The 19,887-nt window shown below is 63.2% G+C and carries 17 protein-coding genes; 1 reads left to right on the top strand and 16 read right to left on the bottom strand.

What is annotated here, in order from left to right:
* Window positions 1–48: 48 nt before the first annotated feature.
* Window positions 49–507 carry a hypothetical protein gene (locus AC5WNI_RS05485; RefSeq protein WP_043335223.1) on the top strand — a complete coding sequence of 153 codons (459 nt, stop codon included), beginning with the start codon at window positions 49–51 and terminating at the stop codon, window positions 505–507.
* A 105-nt stretch (window positions 508–612) separates the two neighbouring features.
* Here the strand turns inward: AC5WNI_RS05485 and AC5WNI_RS05480 are convergent, their stop codons facing one another.
* The 16 genes from AC5WNI_RS05480 to mutL form a co-directional block, all read right to left on the bottom strand.
* Window positions 613–1,533, bottom strand: coding sequence for a SanA/YdcF family protein (locus AC5WNI_RS05480; protein ID WP_285460243.1), 921 nt, complete (start codon window positions 1,531–1,533; stop codon window positions 613–615).
* A gap of 146 nt (window positions 1,534–1,679) precedes the next feature.
* On the bottom strand, window positions 1,680–2,285 hold the full coding sequence (locus AC5WNI_RS05475) for a YceI family protein (RefSeq protein WP_175089757.1): 606 nt from the start codon (window positions 2,283–2,285) through the stop codon (window positions 1,680–1,682).
* Window positions 2,286–2,537: 252 nt separating this feature from the next.
* The gene (sufT, locus tag AC5WNI_RS05470) at window positions 2,538–3,113 is read right to left on the bottom strand and encodes a putative Fe-S cluster assembly protein SufT (RefSeq protein ID WP_285460242.1); all 576 of its coding nucleotides are present in this window, start codon (window positions 3,111–3,113) and stop codon (window positions 2,538–2,540) included.
* Between the two features lie 165 nt (window positions 3,114–3,278).
* Window positions 3,279–4,523 carry a cysteine desulfurase gene (locus AC5WNI_RS05465; RefSeq protein ID WP_175089755.1) on the bottom strand — a complete coding sequence of 415 codons (1,245 nt, stop codon included), beginning with the start codon at window positions 4,521–4,523 and terminating at the stop codon, window positions 3,279–3,281.
* On the bottom strand, window positions 4,520–5,932 hold the full coding sequence (sufD, locus tag AC5WNI_RS05460; protein WP_175089754.1) for a Fe-S cluster assembly protein SufD: 1,413 nt from the start codon (window positions 5,930–5,932) through the stop codon (window positions 4,520–4,522). Before sufD ends, AC5WNI_RS05465 begins: the two co-directional genes overlap by 4 nt.
* Window positions 5,932–6,681, bottom strand: a complete 750-nt coding sequence (gene sufC, locus AC5WNI_RS05455; protein WP_175089753.1) for a Fe-S cluster assembly ATPase SufC — start codon at window positions 6,679–6,681, stop codon at window positions 5,932–5,934. Before sufC ends, sufD begins: the two co-directional genes overlap by 1 nt.
* A 75-nt stretch (window positions 6,682–6,756) precedes the next feature.
* Complete coding sequence (sufB, locus tag AC5WNI_RS05450) at window positions 6,757–8,199, bottom strand: Fe-S cluster assembly protein SufB (protein ID WP_175089752.1); 1,443 nt, start codon at window positions 8,197–8,199, stop codon at window positions 6,757–6,759.
* Between the two features lie 119 nt (window positions 8,200–8,318).
* Entirely contained in the window at window positions 8,319–8,825 is a 507-nt protein-coding gene (locus AC5WNI_RS05445) for an SUF system Fe-S cluster assembly regulator (RefSeq protein ID WP_175089751.1), read from the bottom strand.
* A gap of 377 nt (window positions 8,826–9,202) precedes the next feature.
* Window positions 9,203–10,498, bottom strand: a complete 1,296-nt coding sequence (locus tag AC5WNI_RS05440) for an adenylosuccinate synthase (protein WP_175089750.1) — start codon at window positions 10,496–10,498, stop codon at window positions 9,203–9,205.
* Between the two features lie 174 nt (window positions 10,499–10,672).
* Window positions 10,673–11,857 (bottom strand): ATP phosphoribosyltransferase regulatory subunit, encoded by a 1,185-nt coding sequence (locus AC5WNI_RS05435; protein ID WP_175089749.1) that lies wholly within the window; start codon window positions 11,855–11,857, stop codon window positions 10,673–10,675.
* Window positions 11,858–12,205: 348 nt separating this feature from the next.
* Entirely contained in the window at window positions 12,206–13,087 is an 882-nt protein-coding gene (gene hflC / locus AC5WNI_RS05430) for a protease modulator HflC (RefSeq protein ID WP_175089748.1), read from the bottom strand.
* Window positions 13,087–14,307, bottom strand: coding sequence for an FtsH protease activity modulator HflK (gene hflK, locus AC5WNI_RS05425; protein WP_043335204.1), 1,221 nt, complete (start codon window positions 14,305–14,307; stop codon window positions 13,087–13,089). The genes hflC and hflK overlap by 1 nt, the downstream gene beginning before the upstream one ends.
* A gap of 387 nt (window positions 14,308–14,694) precedes the next feature.
* Window positions 14,695–16,065, bottom strand: a complete 1,371-nt coding sequence (gene hflX / locus AC5WNI_RS05420) for a ribosome rescue GTPase HflX (RefSeq protein ID WP_175089747.1) — start codon at window positions 16,063–16,065, stop codon at window positions 14,695–14,697.
* A 15-nt stretch (window positions 16,066–16,080) separates the two neighbouring features.
* Window positions 16,081–16,329: an RNA chaperone Hfq gene (hfq, locus tag AC5WNI_RS05415; RefSeq protein ID WP_043335203.1), complete on the bottom strand. Its 249-nt coding sequence runs from the start codon at window positions 16,327–16,329 to the stop codon at window positions 16,081–16,083.
* A 114-nt stretch (window positions 16,330–16,443) separates the two neighbouring features.
* Window positions 16,444–17,427, bottom strand: coding sequence for a tRNA (adenosine(37)-N6)-dimethylallyltransferase MiaA (gene miaA, locus AC5WNI_RS05410; RefSeq protein WP_084589552.1), 984 nt, complete (start codon window positions 17,425–17,427; stop codon window positions 16,444–16,446).
* 60 nt (window positions 17,428–17,487) lie between these two features.
* Complete coding sequence (gene mutL / locus AC5WNI_RS05405) at window positions 17,488–19,812, bottom strand: DNA mismatch repair endonuclease MutL (RefSeq protein ID WP_495928880.1); 2,325 nt, start codon at window positions 19,810–19,812, stop codon at window positions 17,488–17,490.
* Window positions 19,813–19,887 lie beyond the last annotated feature (75 nt).

The following is a 19,887-nucleotide window of genomic DNA, read 5'->3' as shown; positions in this document are numbered from 1 at the left end:
CACTGTTTTCACCCGCACAATCTCTTCTGACGGAGGAGGTGACCGCCCATGTTTCTCGACAATCGCCAGGTGGCGATGGATAGCGTCCAGGAAGCCCTGGCAGACAGTCTTGATTATTTCGAGGATAACGCCGAACGGCTGCGTCCCGCGCTCCTGAAGGCCTTCGAGCCCTTCTATGCGAGCCGTGTCGAGCTCAAACAGGCCCTGGAAGTCGAGACACGCAAGCATCTGAGCCTGATGCCGCGCGACGCCGATGTCGAGCGCGATGACTACATGTGGCTGTGGAGTCGCCTGAAGAGCATCGTCGGCAATGACAATCAGGTGCTGATCAACGAGCTGCTCGAACAGGAACGCGTCCTGATGCAGGCCTGCTCGACCGCCTTCACGCATCCCCTGCCTGACAGCATGGAAAAGGTACTCGAAGGCATCTTCCACAACTGCCGCCATCTGATCCGCGAGCTGTACCGTCACCAGACAGGTCAGGCCGCCCGCCGCCGCGCCGGCTAGCCATATATCCGCCGCCAGGCCGTGAACGCAAGACGCCCCGCCTTCCAAAGGAAGTGCGGGGCGTCTTCGTGTTGGCCCTGTGCGTCTGGCGAAGCCGACACGCGGCTAGTTCGCATCAGATCTGACAGGCAGCCACTGGAGCAATGCCTGCTTCACCTCGGGCAGACTGGCCAGCAGGCTTGCCTGCGCCTGACGCGCGAGGGCATGCGAATCCGGCGTGACGGCAGCATTCTCTGCATCCGCCACTTCCACTCCATCCGCCACATCACGACTGGCAGTGGCCTGCTGCCCTGCCCCGGCAGCCACCGAGTCCGCCGCCGGTGACACGGGCTTGTCCGAGGAGTGAGATGATGAGGGCTGCGATGATGAGTCCGATGACAAGACCGGCGTCGGCAGCGTCTCCTGCGGCCCGAGAAAGCGCGGCTTGCGCCCCCACAGGTAAAGGTCTCCCACTGTCGCCGCACGGGCCAGCCACTCGCGCAGCATCAGCTTGAGTCCCGGCGGCTGGCGCTCGGAGATGGCCGGGCAACCCACTGCCTCCAGGCCCAGCGCATCGGCGATGAACAGCGCGCGCGGCAGGTGCCACGGCTGGGTGACCAGCACCGCCTCGTCGACACCGAACACCTTGTGCGCTCGCACGAGGGTATCGAAGGTGGAGAAGCCCGCGTAATCGAGCGTCATGAGCTCCTGCGGCACGTTGCGCGCTCGCAGGTCACGCCACATGGTCATCGGCTCATTGTAGTAACGCGTGCGGTTGTCCCCCGAGAGCAGCAGGTTGGAGACGCGACGCAGGCGGTAGAGCTGGGCGGCGGTATCAAGGCGCGCCTGATAATGCGGATTGCTGCCCCCGCCCACCAGGCCGTGGGAGGTGCCGAACACGATCCCCACCTCACGGCTCTGGCAGGTCAGCGGTGACGTGGCAATGCGATCGTGCGTTGCCATCACGACCCAGAGGTTGAGCCCGACCACCGTCATTGCACCGGCGGCCAGCAGACCGACGATGGTCCAGCCAGTCCGCTTGATCACTCGCAGCATCTCTTCCCCACGCCCATCCCTGCCTGTCTTTCCTGCCAGTACCGCCACATCGTGCAGGCATGAGCGCCCAGCCTACCCAAGCGGCCGAGGCTCTGCCAGCACTGACTGTCCCCAGCCACGCATGCGAGTGACTCCGCTCAGTCTTCCTGAACCATCACGGCCTTGACGCTGACTGGCACCTGGGTCGCGATGTTGCCAAGCCCGGCCAGGTCACGCAGGGTGCGGATGCCATCGACCAGCGCGAACTGCTCCGCGTCGACCATCACAGGCGTGAGGGTCTGCACCAGCCAGCGATCGCCGCGCAGGCGCGTCACCTGCAGGCTCATCGGCAGGTTCTGGGTGTTGTCGTGCAACGTCAGCTGGCCTTCGACATCCACTTTCTGAGTGTCGCCCGGCTCCATCACCTTGAGGGTCGGCATGTCGAGACTCGCGGTCATCACGGCCAACGGGTAGGTGCCGGACTCGAACAGCTTCTCGCTGACGCGCTGGTCACGAATGTCGATGCCGGTACTGGCGGAGTCGAGGTCGATCTCCACCGACAGCTGACCGGCGTCATTGACGCGCGCACGCCAGGAGGTGAAAGCATCCGTCTCGACGGTGCTGGCGCCCGACTTGGCCATCTTGGTGGTCTGGAAGCTCAGCTGTGACAGATCGCCATCCAGCTTCCAGGCGGCCTGCGCGCTGGCAGCGGTGCTCAGGATCAGAGTGGCGGTCAGGGTGCGCAGCGCAGTCTGGAATCGCATTGGGGAGTCTTCCTTGAGGCAGGTGATACGGGAAACCGTCAAACGGACGTGCCGACGCGGCCCGAGGCAACTTGCCCGGACGCTCAGCAACGTGAATTGGATAGCCGGATGGACGAGAGGTTCCCGCCCATCCGGTTGCGTTTGCTGCATCTCGCCCCAGTGATACTGCGACTGACGGCCATGTCAGGCCGACGAGGGAGCCGCAGACAGCAAGGAGCGAAGCAGCAGACGACAAAGGCGTGCTGAAGATGCTCAGAACATGCCCAGCTCCAGGCGGGCATCCTCACTCATCATCTCGCGCGACCAGGCAGGCGAGAACACGATCTCGACGTGGACCTTGGAGACATCCTCGGCGCCGAGAATCTTGCGCTTGGCATCTTCGGCAATCACGTTGCCCATGCCGCAGCCCGGCGCGGTCAACGTCATCTTAAGATTGACCATCTTCTCGCCGCTGATCAGGGTGTCGATACGACAGCCATAGACCAGCCCCAGCTCGACGATGTCGACCGGGATCTCGGGGTCGAAGCAGGTGCGCAGCTGGGCCCAGACGAAGGCCTCGATATCGGCATCGCTCTGGCCGGCCGGCAGATGCGGACGCGGCATGGCGTCCAGCCCCAGCGCATCGAGGCTGAAGCTCTCGATCAGGTACATGCGACCCTCGAAGGCGACGCTGACAGTGCCGCCCTTGGCCTGCATGACTTCAACCACCGAATCCTCATGCAGGGTCACCGACTTGCCGAACGGTACCGAGATACCCTCCACGTCCCGCTGCAACGGCATCTTCTGGCCCTTGCCGAGGCTGGCCAGCTGGTCTTCAGTGTGGCTCATGCCCTCTCCTTGCCGATCCGCATGACAGGCATGCGGATCGTGAATTCTGTTGGTTCACTCAAGACGTACGGGTGACGACATCCCCTGGCAAGGGCCGATACCAATGAGGCCCGCCATGCGCGAGCCTCATTGATCAGCGCCCGTCAGGGGCACCGCAGGGGGTGCTCAGCGCACCATGGTCAGCACACGCTGCAGGGCATCGACGAACATGTCGATCTCTTCCGGCGTGTTGTAGGCCGCGAAGGAGGCCCGGCAGGTGGCATCGACACCGAAGCGACGCAGCACCGGCTGCGCGCAGTGGTGGCCGGTACGGATGGCGACCCCCAGCTGGTCGATCAGCAGACCGATATCCTGGGCGTGGGCACCATCGACCACGAAGGAGATCGCGCCCGCCTTGTCGGGCGAGTTGCCGATGATGCGCAGGCCGTCCACTTCGCGCATGCGCTCGCTGGCATGGCGCATCAGCTGCTGCTCCCAGCGCGTGATCAGCGCCATGTGGGTACAACCCAGCCAGTCGATGGCCTTGCCCAATCCGATGACCTCGGCGATGGGCGGCGTGCCGGCCTCGAACTTGTGCGGCAAGTCCGCGAACAGGGTGCCATTCTCGAACGACACCGTGCGGATCATCTCACCACCACCCTGCCACGGCGGCATCGCCTCCAGCAGCGCTTCCTTGCCGTAGAGCACACCGATGCCGGTCGGCCCGTACATCTTGTGGCCCGAGAAGACATAGAAGTCAGCATCGATCTCGCGCACATCGACCTGCTGATGCGGCACCGCCTGGGCGCCATCGACCAGAATCAACGCGTCATGAGCGTGCGCCAGCTTCGCCATCTCGGCCACCGGGTTGATGCTGCCCAGGGCGTTGGAGACCTGATTGACGCAGACCAGACGCGTCTTCTCGCCCAGCAGGTCGCGGTAGGCCGCCATGTCGAGCACACCATCGTCGTCACACGGGATGACCTTGATGACGATATCGAGGCGCTCGGCCAGAAGCTGCCACGGCACGATGTTGGCGTGATGCTCCATTACCGAGATCAGCACTTCATCGCCGGCATTCAGCCAGTTGGCCCCCCAGCTGTTGGCGACCAGGTTGATCGCCTCGGTGGTGCCACGCGTGAAGATGACTTCCCGCGTCAGGCGCGCATTGATGAAGCTGCGCACCTTCTCACGCGTGCCTTCAAAGGCCGCCGTCGCCTCATCCGCCAGGGTATGCAGACCGCGGTGGATGTTGGCATTGGTCTTGCGGTAGTAGTCGCTCATCGCGTCGATGACGGCGGTCGGCGTCTGGCTGGTGGCGGCGCTGTCCAGATAGATCAGCGGCACATCACCATGCACGCGACGCTCGAGGATCGGGAAATCCTCACGTACCCGCACGACGTCGAGCATCAGGTTGTCGAGTGCGCTCATGCAAAGTCCTCATCACGTGCCACCGCCACGGCGCCACCGCCCAGCTCGACACTGAGATCGACCAGCTCATCGAGGTGGAAGCGTGACGGCAGGCGTCCCGCGACACTGCGCTCGATGCGCTCGGCGATGGCGTCGATGCCCAGGCCAGTCATGACTTCGTTGGCGAAGGCCAGGGTCAGAAGACCACGGGCGGTCTGCTCATCGATGCCACGGGCACGCAGCGCGAAGACGGCGGTCTCGTCGAGCTGACCGGTCGTGGTGCCGTGGGAGCACTTGACGTCGTCGGCGTAGATCTCGAGTTCCGGCTTGGTGTTGATCTCGGCGCGGTCCGAGAGCAGCAGGTTGGCGTTGTTCTGATGCGCCTCGATCTGCTGGCTGTCGCGCTTGACCAGCACGCGGCCGTTGAAGACGCCGCGGGCACGGTCGGCCAGGATGCCCTTGTAGTTCTCGTCGGAGAACGTCAGTGCCTCGTTGTGATTGACCAGCGAGTGGGTGTCGACGTGCTGGCGATCACGACCGAAGAACAGGCCATCGAGGCGTGCATGGGCGTTGTTGCCGTTCAGGTCGCAGACGATGTCGTTGCGCACCAGGCCACCACCGGTGTTCAGGTTGATGGAGCGATACTGGCTGTCACGCGGCTGCTCGACCTGCAGCGAGGCGATATGCGTCTCGCCGGTGGCAGCTTCGCCCAGCTTGTAGTGATTGAGCACGGCGCCGCGCTCCAGCATCACTTCGCTGACCATGTTGGTGAAGTTGGTCGCGCCGCTTTCACCGATGTGATGCTCGATCACGCTGGCTTCGGCGCGGCTGCCCAGCTGCACCAGCAGACGCGGGTGGCTCATGGTCACGGGTTGGCCTTCGACGGCGGCACGCGACAGGAACAGCACGTAGACCGGCTTGTCGAGCACCGTACGCGGGCCGACCTGAATCACCGCACCCTCTTCGGTGAAGGCGGAATTCAGCGCCACGAAGGGCGTGAAGTCGATGCCGGTCAGGCGGTTCAGCGAGCCGCCGATGACTTCCGGCTGATTGACGATGGCCTCAGACAGCGGCACGACACGCACGGTGTCGGGCAGGCCTGCCATATCGGAGAGTTCGGCATTGTAGAGGCCATCGACGAACACCAGACGATAGGCATCGACGTCGAGTGCCAGCTCATCCTTCACGGCCGGCGCGAGGCTTGCATCGTCGGCGAGACGATATTGCTGACGACCCAGTGCCTGGGTGTCGGTGTACTTCCAGGCCTCGACCTTGCGGGTCGGCAGGCCGAGGGCTTCAAAGCGGGCGATGCCGGCCTGACGGCGGGCGGCCATCCAGCTCGGGTCGGCCGCAAAGCGAGCCTTGCGGGCAGCGAATTCGCTGGCGAAGGCTTCGCTGCCGGGGACGGACGCGGTAGCAAGTGCTGTCATTACGCGGTTTCCTCCTGCAGCCAGTCATAGCCCTGGGCTTCGAGTTCGAGGGCCAGCGACTTGTCGCCGGACTTGACGATGCGGCCATCCATCAGCACATGGATCTGGTCCGGCACGATGTGCTCGAGCAGACGCTGGTAGTGGGTGACCATCAGCACGGCGCGGTCTTCGCTGCGCAGCGAGTTGACGCCCTTGGCGACGATCTTCAGCGCATCGATGTCGAGGCCGGAGTCGATCTCGTCGAGCATGGCGAGCTTCGGTTCCAGCACCAGCATCTGCAGGATCTCGTTGCGCTTCTTCTCACCACCCGAGAAGCCTTCGTTGACGGCGCGCTGCAGGAAGCTGGCGTCCATCTGCATGAAGGCCAGTTTCTCGCGGATCAGCTTCATGAATTCCGGGGCCGGAATCTCGCCCAGGCCTTCGGCTTCACGCTTGGCATTCAGCGCCGCCTTGAGCAGGTAGACGTTCTTGACCCCCGGGATCTCCACCGGGTACTGGAAGCCCAGCAGCAGGCCAGCACGGGCGCGCTCCTCGATTTCCATCTCCAGTACATCCTCACCTTCATAGGTAATGGTGCCCGAGGTCACTTCATAGCCGTCCTTGCCGGCGATCACGGAAGACAGCGTGGACTTGCCTGCGCCGTTCGGGCCCATGATGGCGTGGACTTCACCCTTGTTGATGGTCAGATCGAGACCCTTGAGGATTTCCTTGCCTTCCACCGAAACGTGCAGATCTTTGACTACGAGCATGTTGATACCTTTTGCTGACAGGCCGCCCGCGAGCGGCCCTCAAGAATGGGGGTGAATGCGAAAGACGCGGCGATATCAGCCGACGGCGCCTTCAAGGGTGACGTTGAGCAGCGCCTCGGCCTCGACGGCGAACTCCATCGGCAGCTCCTGGAAGACGTCCTTGCAGAAGCCATTGACGATCATGTTGACCGCATCTTCCTCGCTGATGCCACGCTGACGGCAATAGAACAGCTGATCTTCGCCGATCTTGGAGGTCGTGGCCTCATGCTCGACAGTGGCCGTCGCGTTGCCGATTTCCTGATACGGGAAGGTGTGCGCGCCACAGCGGTCGCCGATCAACAGCGAGTCGCACTGGGTGAAGTTGCGCGCCCCCTTGGCCCGCGGGCCGATCTTGACCAGACCACGATAGGACTGCTCGGAATTACCGGCCGAGATACCCTTGGAGACGATGGTGGACTTGGTGCCCTCACCGATGTGGATCATCTTGGTGCCAGTGTCCGCCTGCTGACGACCATTGGTGACGGCGACGGAGTAGAACTCCCCGACACTGTCCTTGCCGCGCAGGATGCACGACGGGTACTTCCAGGTGATCGCGGAGCCGGTCTCGACCTGGGTCCAGGAGACCTTGGAGCGGTCACCACGGCAGTCGGCACGCTTGGTGACGAAGTTGTAGATGCCGCCCTTGCCGTCTTCATCACCCGGATACCAGTTCTGGACGGTGGAATACTTGATGTAGGCGTCTTCCAGCGCCACCAGCTCGACCACGGCGGCGTGCAGCTGATTGTCATCACGCTGCGGCGCGGTACAGCCTTCCAGATACGAGACCTGAGCCTGCTTCTCGCAGATGATCAGGGTGCGCTCGAACTGGCCGGTGTTGGCGGCGTTGATGCGGAAGTAGGTGGAAAGCTCCATCGGGCAGGTAACGCCTTCCGGCACGAACACGAAGGAGCCATCGGTGAAGACGGCCGCATTCAGCGCGGTGAAGAAGTTGTCCGCCTTGGGCACCACGGTACCGAGATACTGCTTGATCAGCTCCGGGTAGTCCTGGATGGCTTCCGAGATGGAGCAGAAGATGACGCCCGCCTCGGACAGCTCCTTCTTGAAGGTGGTGGTCACGGATACGGAGTCGAAGACCGCGTCGACCGCGACACCGGCCAGTGCGGCGCGCTCGTGCAGCGGAATACCCAGCTTCTCGTAGGTCTCGAGAAGTTTGGGGTCGACCTCATCCAGACTCTGCGGGCGGTCTTCCGGCTTCTTCGGGGCGCTGAAGTAGGAAATCGCCTGGTAGTCGATCTCCGGATAATCCAGGTGGGCCCAGGACGGCGCCTTCATCTTCAGCCAATGCTGATACGCATCCAGACGCCACTCCAGCATCCACTCTGGCTCACCCTTCTTGGCCGAGATGAAGCGAATCACGCTTTCATCCAGTCCCGGCGGAATGGTGTCGCTCTCGATATCGGTCACGAAGCCCTGCTTGTACTCGCGCTGTACAAGCTGCTCCATCTCCTGGCTCGCCATGCTGGTCTCCTCTCCCGGAGAGCTCCGGGTCTGTTCAGATGCCTGATCACCCCGCCCGAATCGCAGCGAAGTTCGAATGTTCGTGTTGCCACGGCGAAGTTTGTCGCGCGGCAACGAATTCAGCGTTTGCCGGCGCCGTTGGATGCCTTGGCCCTGGGGAGTGGCTCGTCATCCCCATACAGACTGATGGCCTGAATCGGCAGTTGCACCGGCATGCGCAGTGGCGCGGATGACGCCAGATGCGCCAGCGTCACGCTGCCCAGCAGCTCACTGATGGCGTACGAGACGCGCTGCCAGTTGTCGGCCACCCCGCAGGTGTTGACCAGCTCGCAATCGCCATCGGCATGACTGCATTCGGTCACGGCTACCGGGCCTTCGATGGCGCTGATGATGTCGCTGGCCGTGATCTGGCTGGCTGGGCGCGCCAGGCGATAACCGCCCAGCGCGCCGCGACGCGATTCAAGCAGACCGGCCCGCACCAGCGCCTTGAGCGTCTTGCTCACGGTGGGATGCGGCAGCTGCACGCTTTCGGCCAGATCGATCGCCGCGTGGGCCGAGTCCGGCTCGCGGGCGATGCGCGCCATCACGACAGCGGCATAATCGGTCATCTTGGAAAGCTTCAGCATGCTGGCCTCCACCACGGGAAGATTAATTGGGACCATTTTAGTCCTGTATCAGAACGATGTGAAGCGGGGACCCCACCGAAAACGTCGAATTGCGACCTGGGCAACCAGTTTGCCGACAAGATAGCCGCCGATCACAACAAAAATAACAATCATTCCCATTTAAAATATCTACCAGCCACGCCCGATGACCCAGGCGCCCTGTACAACAATCCCGCACGTAGCGAAAGATCGATGACGGCCACTCCGCTTCGCAAGCCCTCCCTACAACGCGCCCCCTCCTTCACAACGCAAGACACCCCGCCGGGAGAATCCCGACGGGGTGTCTTGGTCACGCCATCATGCCGTCATGCAAGGCTCATCCGAGCGATGCATGATGGTCAGTCGTAGAACGGATTGCGCAGCACGATGGTCTCGTTGCGGTCCGGGCCAGTGGAGATGATGTCGATCGGCACGCCGACCTGCTCTTCCAGGAAGCTGATATAAGCGCGAGCGTTGGCCGGCAGCTTGTCGACTTCGCGCACGCCGATGGTGGAATCACTCCAGCCCGGCAGGTCCTGGTACAGCGGTTCGATGGCTTCGTAGCCTTCGGAATCCACCGGGTTGTCCAGCACGTCGCCATCCTTGCTGCGATAGCCGATGCAGACACGGATGTTCTCGAGACCATCCAGCACGTCCAGCTTGGTCAGGCAGATGCCGCTGACCGAGTTGATCTGCACGGCGTGGCGCAGAGCGACGGCATCGAACCAACCACAACGACGCGCACGGCCGGTGGTGGCACCGAATTCGTGGCCACGCTCGGCCAGGTGACGGCCGAACTCATCGAACAGCTCGGTCGGGAACGGACCGGAGCCGACACGCGTGGTGTAGGCCTTGGTGATGCCCAGCACGTAGTCGAGATACAGCGGGCCGACGCCGGAACCGGTGGCGGTGCCGCCGGCAGTGGTGTTGGAGCTGGTGACGTACGGGTAGGTACCGTGGTCGATGTCGAGCAGTGAGCCCTGAGCACCTTCGAAGAGGATGTTCTCGTTGGCCTTGCGCACGGAGTGGACCAGATCCACGGTGTCGCAGACCATCGGACGCAGCTCTTCGGCCATTTCCATGGCTTCGTCCAGCACCTGCTGGAAGTCGACCGGCGCTTCACCGTGATAGTGCTGCAGCACGAAGTTGTGGTAATCCAGCACTTCGCCCAGCTTGGAGGCGAAACGCTCACGGTGGAGCATGTCACCCAGACGCAGGCCACGACGCGCGACCTTGTCTTCGTAGGCCGGACCGATGCCGCGACCGGTAGTCCCGATCTTGGCGACGCCACGGGCCTTCTCGCGCGCCTGGTCCAGACGCACATGGTAGGACAGGATCAGCGGGCAGGCCGGCGACAGACGCAGGCGATCACGCACCGGCACGTCGTTGGCTTCAAGCTCACGGATTTCCTTGATCAGCGCTTCCGGAGACAGCACGACACCGTTGCCGATGACGCAAGTCTTGCCCGGGTGGAGGATGCCGGACGGGATCAGGTGGAGAACGGTCTTCTTGCCGTCCAGCACCAAGGTATGACCTGCGTTGTGGCCACCCTGGAAACGCACGACGGCGCTGGCGGATTCGGTCAGCAGGTCGACGACCTTGCCCTTGCCTTCATCACCCCATTGGGTGCCGAGCACGACTACATTCTTGCCCATGGTTCCTATCTCTTTCGGTGAATAACCGTCGGTGAAAACCCACTCACAAGTGCAGCTGCCCTATCGGCAGCTGCACCTCGGGGCCCAGTGGCCCCAGCTGTTCTGCTATCTGTCACTCGCTGCCATCGTTCTCGGGTCAGCCAGACTCTGTCATCCAAGTCCAGTCATCCAGGTTCAGGCATCGAGTGTAACGACCTGCCAGCCGCCGTCGCCATTGACCAGCTCACGATTGCAACGGTGTGCATCCGCGCCTGTGGTCTGGCCCGGCAGGGCCTCGATGACACGCTCGCCAGCGGCACGCAGCTGATCGACACACTCACGCAGCGCGCTGTCGTTTAGTGCCGGCGCCCAGATGCCGTCGCAGGCCGGAGCCTGCACGGCCAGCGAGGCCAGCTGCTTGAGGTCCATCGAGAAGCCGGTGGCAGGACGCGCACGACCGAAGGCTCGTCCAGTATCGTCGTAGCGACCACCCTTGGCCAGCGCCTGACCGTAACCCGGGACGTAGGCCGCGAACACCATGCCGGTGTGGTACTCGTAACCGCGCAGTTCGGCGAGGTCGAAATAGAGCGTGACATGCGGATGACGCTCGCGGACCGCGCAGCTCAGCGCCGTCAGCTGATCCAGAGCGCTGGCGACCGCCGCCGGTGCGCCGGCGAAGGCGGTACGCGCCTGGGCCAGAATCTCGTCATCACCGTGCAGGTGCGGCAGCGCCTTGAGCATGCCCGCCACTACCTTGTCACCCACCACGCGATCGATCAATGCATCGAGAGCGGAATACTGTTTACGCTCGATGGCAGCGAACAGCTCACGCTCGTGCTCGTCATTCATGCCGGCTTCGGCGATCAAGGCACGGTAGATGCCGATATGGCCCAGTGCCAGGTGCAATTCACCGGCGCCGGCCTGCTCGAGACTGGTCAGGGCCAGATGCAGAATCTCGTGGTCGGCCTCGAGACCGGCGTGGCCGAAGAGCTCAGCCCCGACCTGCACCGGGCTGCGACCGCCCTGGTGCTTGTCCGCCTTGGTGCGCAGCACGTTGGCGCAGTAGCACAGACGCACCGGGCCTTCGCGGTGCAGGGAGTGAGCGTCCATGCGTGCCACCTGCGGGGTGACATCGGCGCTGGCGCCCATCATGCGACCGGTCATCTGGTCGGTCAGCTTGAAGGTCTGCAGATCAAGCTCGGTGCCGGTGCCGGTCAGCAGCGAATCGAGAAATTCGACGGGCGGCGGCAGCACCAGGTCATAGCCGAAGCGATGATAGAGGTCGAGCAGCGCGCGGCGCAGCGCCTCCATACGGGTTGCCTGAGGGGGCAATACCTCATCCATGCCATCCGGGAGGAGCCAGCGATCTGCGATGGTCATTGCGCTATCCTGCGAGAGATTTATGACAAGGGGTGACTCGTGACGCGAGGAAATTCACCCGGCTGACGCTCATGTCGAACGCGACGCCCGCGGGGGATTTCACAGCAGCCGACCGAGACCCGTGAAGCAAGGTCCTGCTCGACGCTTTCCTGTCGGCCTTGCGCCTGTGCATGAAAAGCGGCCACAAAAAAACCGGGCGGTGCCCGGTTGCAGGAGTCTAGCATGAATCCTTGTGGGATGAACCCCGCGAACCTCTCGAGCGACGTTCATCCGTTGCGCGGCCTCTGATGCTGCCAGAGGCCGCGCGCAACATCCCCGAAAGCAAGCCTTCGGGTTTGATGATGCTGCTTACTGGTTGCTGCCCTGCGGGTCCTTGAAGAAGCGGAAGAACTCGCTGTCCGGCTGCATGACCATCATGTTGCCATCACCCTTGAAGCTGTCGCGATAGGCCTGCAGAGAGCGGTAGAAGCGGAAGAACTCGGTATCCGCCCCGTAGGCGCCGGCATAGATGGCAGCAGCGGAGGCATCGCCTTCACCGCGCAGGGTCTGCGCCTGCTCTTCAGCCTGCGCGAGCAGGACGGAACGGCGACGATCAGCATTGGCCTGGATCTTCTCGGCCTGCTCCTGACCCTGGGCACGATACTCACGTGCCTCACGCTGACGCTCGGTCTTCATGCGCTCGTAGACCGCCTGGGAGACTTCGTCCGGCAGGTCGATACGCTTGACGCGGATATCGAGAATCGACACCCCCAGTTCCTTGCGCATCACCTCGTCGAGCTCTTCAGTGGGCTTCTTCATCAGCGCGTCACGCTGCTCGGAGATGATCTGCACCAGTTCGAGCTTGCCGAACTCGTTACGCAGACTCTCGTCGACACGCGGCGCGATCAGGCGCTCGGCCATCTGCTCGTCGCCGGAGGTCGCTTCGTAGTAGCGCTTCGGATCGACGATCTTCCACTTGACGAAGGAGTCGACGATGACGGCCTTCTTCTCGCGGGTCAGATAACGACTTGCCTGGGCATCCAGCGTCAACACGCGCGTATCGAAGGTACGGATCGTGTTGTAGACCGGCAGCTTGAAGTGCAGGCCGGGCTGGATATTGTCTTCCACCACTTCACCAAACTTGAGCTTGATGGCGCGCTGGGTCTCATCAACCGTGTAGAGGCTGTTGCTACCAAGCCAGGCCACTACGGCCAGACCGGCGACGGCCATCAGTGAGCGATTGTTGATCATTAACGACCCTCCCGACGGATGCTGTTGCTGCTGTCAGTGCTCTGGCTGCGGCTCAGGGCATCACTCGCCTGTCGGGACACACGGTCCAGCTCACTACGACTCATGCCACTGCTGTCTTCGGCGGCAGCACTGGACTTGTTGGCCAGCTTGTCCAACGGCAGGTACATGAGGGAATTGCCGTTCTCGACATCCACCAGCACCTTGTTGGTCTTGCCGAGCACTTCGCCCATGGTTTCCAGATACATGCGCTCGCGGATGATTTCCGGTGCCTTCTGGTACTCGGTCAGCAGGGACGTGAAGCGGTTGGCTTCACCCTGGGACTTCGCGACCACGGACTCCTTGTAACCCTCGGCTTCCTCGATGATGCGCTGCGCCTGACCCTGGGCTTCCGGGAGAATCGAGTTCTCGTAGGCCAGTGCCTGGTTGATCGTGCGCTGACGATCCTCACGCGCCTTGATGACGTCATCGAAGGAATCCTGGACCGCTGCCGGCGCAGAGGTGGACTCGACGTTGATGGTCTGCAGCGTCAGGCCGACACCGTAGTTGTCCAGATAGGACTGCAGGCGCGACTTGACGTTGCTGGCCAGCAATTCACGACCGGAGGTCAGGATGTCGTTCATGTCGGCACTGCCGACTTCGTGACGCAGCGCAGAGTCCATGGCGTTCTCGAGGCTGATCTCGGGCGCACGGACGTTGAGCAGGAAGTCACGCGGGTTGGACACCTGATACTGCACGGACATCTGGACTTCGACGATGTTCTCGTCCTGGGTCAGCATCGACTTGGTCTGGGAGAGCGAACGCACCTTGGTGACGTTGACCTCACGCACATCGTCGATGATCGGCGGATTCCAATGCAGGCCCGGGCCGACGATGTCGTTGTACTTGCCGAAACGCAGCACGACGCCACGCTCTGACTGATCGACCAGATAGAAACCGGAAGCCGCCCAGATGGCGACCAGGATGACACCGATGATACCCGGCAGCGCGAAGGCATTGGTGCTGCCACCGTTGCCGCCATTGCCACCGGCACCGCCACGACGCTTGCGGCCATTGCCGAGCATGCCGTTGAGCTTGTCCTGGAATTTCTTCAGCGCTTCGTCGAGGTCGGGCGGTCCACCATTGCCACCGCCGTTACCCCCGCCCCCCTTCTTGTCCCCGTTGCGACCGCCGCCGCTCCACGGGTCATGCTGGTTGCCGCCACCCGGCTCATTCCAAGCCATACGTCGTCTCCACTCAGTCGATGTTCCGCTCGTCATTATGATGACGCCGCCCTGCCAGCTGCGACCGGTTCCGTGCCTTGAGCCTGATGGCCTCCGGCGACCGATTCTCTCGTACGGCATGGCGACGCGTCCCTTGCGGGAGAAGGCCATGGCCCTGCCCGACGGCCATCGTCCGTCGGACGGCATCCAGCCAATCCTGCTGAATGCCCGCTGCTCTGACGCGCAGGGCATGCCCTGCGCGAGGGCATCCATCGTCATTCGTGCGCGGCGATGGATGCCGGGTAGTGCTTGCCACTGCGTTGCGACAACGGTGCGATGCTGCGTGTACGCCACTTCTCATCGAGCTGCTGCGCAGCGCACCAGCGCAAGTCTCGTTACCAGACGGTATCAGGACTTGTGCGTGACCGACACGCGATGCTTTTCCGCGCGTTCGGCGGACAGTTCACGCTGCCAGGCTTCGCGGTCGTCATGTTCACCGCCGAGATAATCTTCAGGCGATTCACTAAGATGCGACAACAACTGCAGAAAATCGCGTTTCTCGAGACGAATGTCCAGCAGCGCATTGCCCTGCTCGTCATATTGCTCGTCCTTGACCGCATCCAGCTCATGCAGACCTGCCCGCAGACGGGACTTGGCAGGCCCCAGCGTCAGCTGCATGGAGATGACGTTGTCGGACAGCAACTCGGCGAAGGCCTGCATCAGCAGATCCAGCCCCTTGCCATCGCGTGCCGACAGCCACACCGCCAGCGGACGACCGAAGCCATCACGCTCGATGCGCGGTGCCATGTCGAGTCGATCGATCTTGTTCATGACCAACAGACGCGGCACATCACCGGCATCAATCTCGCTCAGGACGTGATTGACCTGCTCGGTATTGCGGTCATTCTCCGGGTCTGCAGCGTCGATGACATGTACCAGCAGATCCGCTTCCGCCGCTTCCTGGAGGGTCGCCTGGAAGGCTTCCACCAGCTTGTGCGGCAGATGACGAATGAAGCCGACGGTATCGGCCAGGACTGCCGAGCCGACATCCTCGAGCTCCAGACGACGCAGCGTCGGGTCCAGCGTCGCGAACAGCTGATCGGCGGCGTACACCTCGGAGGTGGTCAGCGCGTTGAACAGCGTCGACTTGCCGGCGTTGGTATAGCCGACCAGCGACAGACTCGGGATCTCGGCACGCGCACGGGCACGGCGGTTCTGATCGCGCTGCTTGTGCACCTTCTCGAGTCGCTTGTGGATCGACTTGATGCGGGCGCGCAACAGGCGACGGTCAGTCTCGAGCTGGGTTTCCCCCGGGCCTCGCAGACCGATACCGCCTTTCTGACGCTCAAGGTGAGTCCAACCCCGCACCAGGCGGGTGGACATGTACTCGAGCTGTGCGAGTTCCACCTGCAGCTTGCCCTCATGGGTCCGCGCACGCTGGGCAAAGATGTCGAGAATCAGACCGGTACGGTCGATGACGCGACACTTGAGCGTGGCTTCGAGGTTACGCTGCTGGGAAGGACTCAATGAATGGTTGAAAATGACCAGCTCGGCTTCGTGCACGGCCAGGGCCTCTTGCACTTCCTCAAGCTTGCCTTCTCCGATGAACGTACGGGAGTCGGGGCGGGGCCGGCTACCCTCGATGAGGGTCGCCGGCACGGCGCCTGCCGAACGTACGAGTTCGAGGAGCTCACCGGCATCCTCGCGTTCTTTTTCGTCCCGGAAATTGACATGCACCAGGACGGCCGTTTCACCGGCTTCAGGTCGTTCGAAGAACAATCAGCGCCTCTGACTTCAGCTTTCTGTGGACGGCACGCTCGGATCCTGGGCCGGCAGGCGCACATTGCGCGACGGCACCACGGTCGAGATAGCGTGCTTGTAAACCATCTGGGAGACAGTATTGCGCAGCAGGATAACGAACTGATCGAAGGATTCGATCTGGCCCTGCAGCTTGATGCCGTTGACCAGGAAGATCGAGACCGGGATACGTTCCTTGCGCAGGATGTTCAGGTACGGGTCCTGGAGTGATTGACCTTTGGACATGTGACTCTCCGTAAAAATGTCTCGTTCGAGGTAAGTATGGTTATGTTCGCCAGCGCTCCGGGTTGCCCTCTTGAGGGGGCTTCACGGGCGCGGGTCGTGACCGCTCATGTTACGCTAAGTGCAGGTCTGGCGCACGATTTTCAAGGTTTCACTGTAAGGATCTACACCCATGGAATCCACCGGGTGAATCCCCTGCCAGCTCCGCAGCCAGGTCAACTGTCGCTTGGCGAGTTGACGCGTCGCGATGATGCCGCGTTCACGCATCTCGTCCCGGCTCAGATGGCCATCGAGAAAATCCCACACCTGACGGTAGCCGACACAACGTATCGAGGGCAGGCCCGCATGCAGCTCCGGACGTGCCTTCAGCGCTTCGACCTCGGCAATGAAGCCCTGTTCCAACATCTGATCAAAACGCGTCTCGATACGTTCATGTAACACGGCTCTATCGTGGGGCGCCAGTGCGATCGCTATCGGCCGGAACGGAAGTTCCGCCTCTGGCTGCTCCGCGAGCAGCTCGCTCATCGGGCGCCCGCTGATCAGACAGACCTCCAGCGCGCGTGTCAGCCGCTGGGGGTCAGTGGCCCGAATGCGCTGTGCCGTGGCCGGATCAAGCCGCGCCAGCTGCGCATGCAGCGCCGGCAGACCCTCGGACTGGATACGCGCCTCGAGCTCCGCGCGCAGCTCGGCATCCGCTGCCGGCAGCTCCGCCACGCCTTCCAACAGACGCTTGAAGTACATCATGGTGCCGCCGACCAGCAGCGGCATCTTGCCGCGGGACTGGATCTCGGCGATATGCGCCAGCGCATCGCGACGAAACTCGGCGGCGGAATAGCTCTCCAGCGGGTCGAGAAAGTCGATCAGGCGGTGTGGCGCTCGGGCCAGCTCTGCCGCGCTCGGCTTGGCCGTGCCGATATCCATGCCGCGATAGATCAGCGCCGAATCGACACTGACCAGCTCCGCGCCCTGCTCCTCGTGCCATCGAATGGCGAGGTCGGTCTTGCCGGAGGCCGTTGGCCCCATCAACAACACGACAGGCGGCTTGTCAGCCACCTCAGACGCGTGGTGTCGGGAATCTTCAGGGGGTTGAATCTGGGTCATGGCCTATTGTCTGGGCTGGGAGGTGAATCAGGGGTGAACCGCGACGACACGGGGCGTCATCTACTGGCCACGCAGGAACAGCTTGTCGAGCTCATGCATCGAAAGCTCGGTCCAGGTCGGCCGGCCATGATTGCATTGCCCGGAGCGCTCGGTGCGCTCCATGTCACGAAGCAGGGCATTCATTTCCGGAATCGTCAGACGGCGGTTGGCGCGCACGCTACCGCGACATGCCATGTCGGCGAGCAGTTCATTCATGTGCGCCTCCATGCGGTCGCTGCGCCCATAGCGCTCAAGATCTTCCAGCATGCCGCGCACCAGGGGCTCCACATCGGCATTGCCGAGCACGACCGGCACCTGACGCACCAGCAGCGTTTCCGGCCCGGCAGCGTCCAGCTCGACGCCCAGACGCATGAACGCCTCGGACTCGCGCTCGAAGGTGCCCATCTCGCGCGCACTGACCGCCAGCGACACCGGCACCAGCAGCGGCTGGGCCTCCAAGTGGCCGCCACCGTGAACGTGCTGCTTCATGCGCTCATAGGTGATGCGCTCATGAGCAGCATGCATGTCGACCATCACCAACCCGCGCGAGGTCTGCGACAGGATGTAGACGCCGTGCAGCTGCGCCACGGCGTAGCCCAGCGGCGGCGTGTCATCGTCGTCACTCTGCGCCGGCAGGCCTCGCATCACCACTGCCGAACTGCCTGAGTCCGAGCCACTAGAGACAGACTGCACCGACATGCCAGGCCCTGCGTCGCTGGAAGGCGCGCCACCGGACGGCCCACCCACCTGAGGCGTGTCGACCCGCCAGCCGGGCGCAGACTCCCCGACACCGGCCTGCGCACTCCCCAGTCCTGCGCCCTGCCCTGGCCCGTCACCCTCGCGGCCACCTTCGCCCAGCGTGACACGTGGCGCACGCCGCGCCTCACGCTCGGCACTGGCGATCGCCGCCGGATCATTGGCCACGCCCGCACCGCCCGCACCGCCTGCTCCGCCACCCGGCGTGAGCAGATGATCTTCGCTGGGGTGCAGTGCCCGATAGCCGGCCATGAACTGACGCACACGCTCGGCACTCAGGCGTTCGCTGGAGCGTCCATCACCGGCAGGCGGCAGCTGCGAGGAAGGCTGCCAGGGGGCCGCAGCGCCGGCAGGCGCGCTCGGCGAGGCTGACGAGTCGCCCCCGGCCTGCGGACCGGCCGATGACGATTGCTGTTCAGTGGCGGCACTTTGCTGGGCATCCTGTTCCTGACGACCGAGACGCATGCCCTGCTGCTGCCAGCCGGGGTCCTCCTCCTTCTCCTGCCCGTCGATGCCGGTAGGCGCGGCGCTGTTGTCACCGGGGCGCACCTCGGCCAGCGCCTTGTGCAGGCTCGAGAACAGGAAGTCATGCACCAGTCGCCCGTCCCGGAAGCGCACTTCGTGCTTGGTCGGGTGAACGTTGACATCCACCACCGTCGGATCGAGCTCCAGATAGAGCACGAACACCGGATGCCGACCATGGAACAGCACATCGCGGTAGGCCTGACGAACGGCATGCGCGACGAGGCGGTCGCGCACCACGCGGCCATTGACGAAGAAGTACTGCTGATCGGCCTGGGCACGCGAGTGCGTCGGCAAGCCCACCCAGCCGGACAGGCGCAGCCCGGAGGCCTCGATATCCAGGTGCAATGCATGCTCGAGGAAGTTGCGCCCGAGCAGCGCTCCGATGCGCCGTTCCACCGTCAGGGTGTCTTCACCGGCACGCAGCTGATGCACCACCTTCTGGTTGTGGCGCAGCGTCCAGCCGATATCGTGGCGTGACAATGCCAGCCGCCGGAAGCTTTCCTCGACATGGCCGAACTCGGTCTTCTCGGTGCGCATGAACTTGCGGCGCGCCGGTGTATTGAAGAACAGATCACGCACCGCGACGCTGGTGCCACGCGGATGCGGCGCCGGGGAGACACGCGGTGCCATCTCGCGCCCTTCCGCCACCACTCGCCAACCATTGGCAGGCTCATCCGAGACATTCGAGAACAGCTCCAGCCGCGAGACCGAACTGATCGAGGCCAGAGCCTCGCCCCGGAAACCGAGGCTCGCCACGCCCTCGAGATCATCCAGGCTCTCGATCTTGCTGGTCGCATGCCGCGACAACGCCAGCGGCAGATCTTCCTCAGTGATGCCGCAGCCGTTGTCACGCACGCGAATCAGCCGCGCACCGCCGCCTTCCAGCTCCAGCTCGATGCGGGTACTGCCGGCATCGATGGCGTTCTCGACCAGCTCCTTGACCACGGAAGCCGGCCGCTCCACGACCTCACCCGCCGCGATCTGGTTGGCAAGGCGTGGATTGAGGATGCGGATCCGTCGCTCGCCAGGGCGAGCGGGTTGCATGTCGGTCAGCTCGTCAGACATCGATAGACTCCTGGATACACAAGCGAAAAACGCCGCGTCTCTGAAAACGATACTGTCCGCCGACCCAGCCACGGC

The sequence above is a fragment of the Cobetia sp. PDI-12MA genome (genome assembly GCF_059507695.1).
This window is presented reverse-complemented; position numbering and strand designations above follow the sequence as displayed.

Bases quoted from the DNA above. Each gene is read 5' to 3' on its own strand.
- AC5WNI_RS05485 (WP_043335223.1), top strand. From the start codon at position 49: ATGTTTCTCGACAATCGCCAGGTGGCGATGGATAGCGTCCAGGAAGCC.
- AC5WNI_RS05475 (WP_175089757.1), bottom strand. From the start codon at position 2,285: ATGCGATTCCAGACTGCGCTGCGCACCCTGACCGCCACTCTGATCCTG.
- sufT (WP_285460242.1), bottom strand. From the start codon at position 3,113: ATGAGCCACACTGAAGACCAGCTGGCCAGCCTCGGCAAGGGCCAGAAG.
- AC5WNI_RS05465 (WP_175089755.1), bottom strand. From the start codon at position 4,523: ATGAGCGCACTCGACAACCTGATGCTCGACGTCGTGCGGGTACGTGAG.
- sufD (WP_175089754.1), bottom strand. From the start codon at position 5,932: ATGACAGCACTTGCTACCGCGTCCGTCCCCGGCAGCGAAGCCTTCGCC.
- sufC (WP_175089753.1), bottom strand. From the start codon at position 6,681: ATGCTCGTAGTCAAAGATCTGCACGTTTCGGTGGAAGGCAAGGAAATC.
- sufB (WP_175089752.1), bottom strand. From the start codon at position 8,199: ATGGCGAGCCAGGAGATGGAGCAGCTTGTACAGCGCGAGTACAAGCAG.
- AC5WNI_RS05445 (WP_175089751.1), bottom strand. From the start codon at position 8,825: ATGCTGAAGCTTTCCAAGATGACCGATTATGCCGCTGTCGTGATGGCG.
- AC5WNI_RS05440 (WP_175089750.1), bottom strand. From the start codon at position 10,498: ATGGGCAAGAATGTAGTCGTGCTCGGCACCCAATGGGGTGATGAAGGC.
- AC5WNI_RS05435 (WP_175089749.1), bottom strand. From the start codon at position 11,857: ATGACCATCGCAGATCGCTGGCTCCTCCCGGATGGCATGGATGAGGTA.
- hflC (WP_175089748.1), bottom strand. From the start codon at position 13,087: ATGATCAACAATCGCTCACTGATGGCCGTCGCCGGTCTGGCCGTAGTG.
- hflK (WP_043335204.1), bottom strand. From the start codon at position 14,307: ATGGCTTGGAATGAGCCGGGTGGCGGCAACCAGCATGACCCGTGGAGC.
- hfq (WP_043335203.1), bottom strand. From the start codon at position 16,329: ATGTCCAAAGGTCAATCACTCCAGGACCCGTACCTGAACATCCTGCGC.
- miaA (WP_084589552.1), bottom strand. From the start codon at position 17,427: ATGACCCAGATTCAACCCCCTGAAGATTCCCGACACCACGCGTCTGAG.
- mutL (WP_495928880.1), bottom strand. From the start codon at position 19,812: ATGTCTGACGAGCTGACCGACATGCAACCCGCTCGCCCTGGCGAGCGA.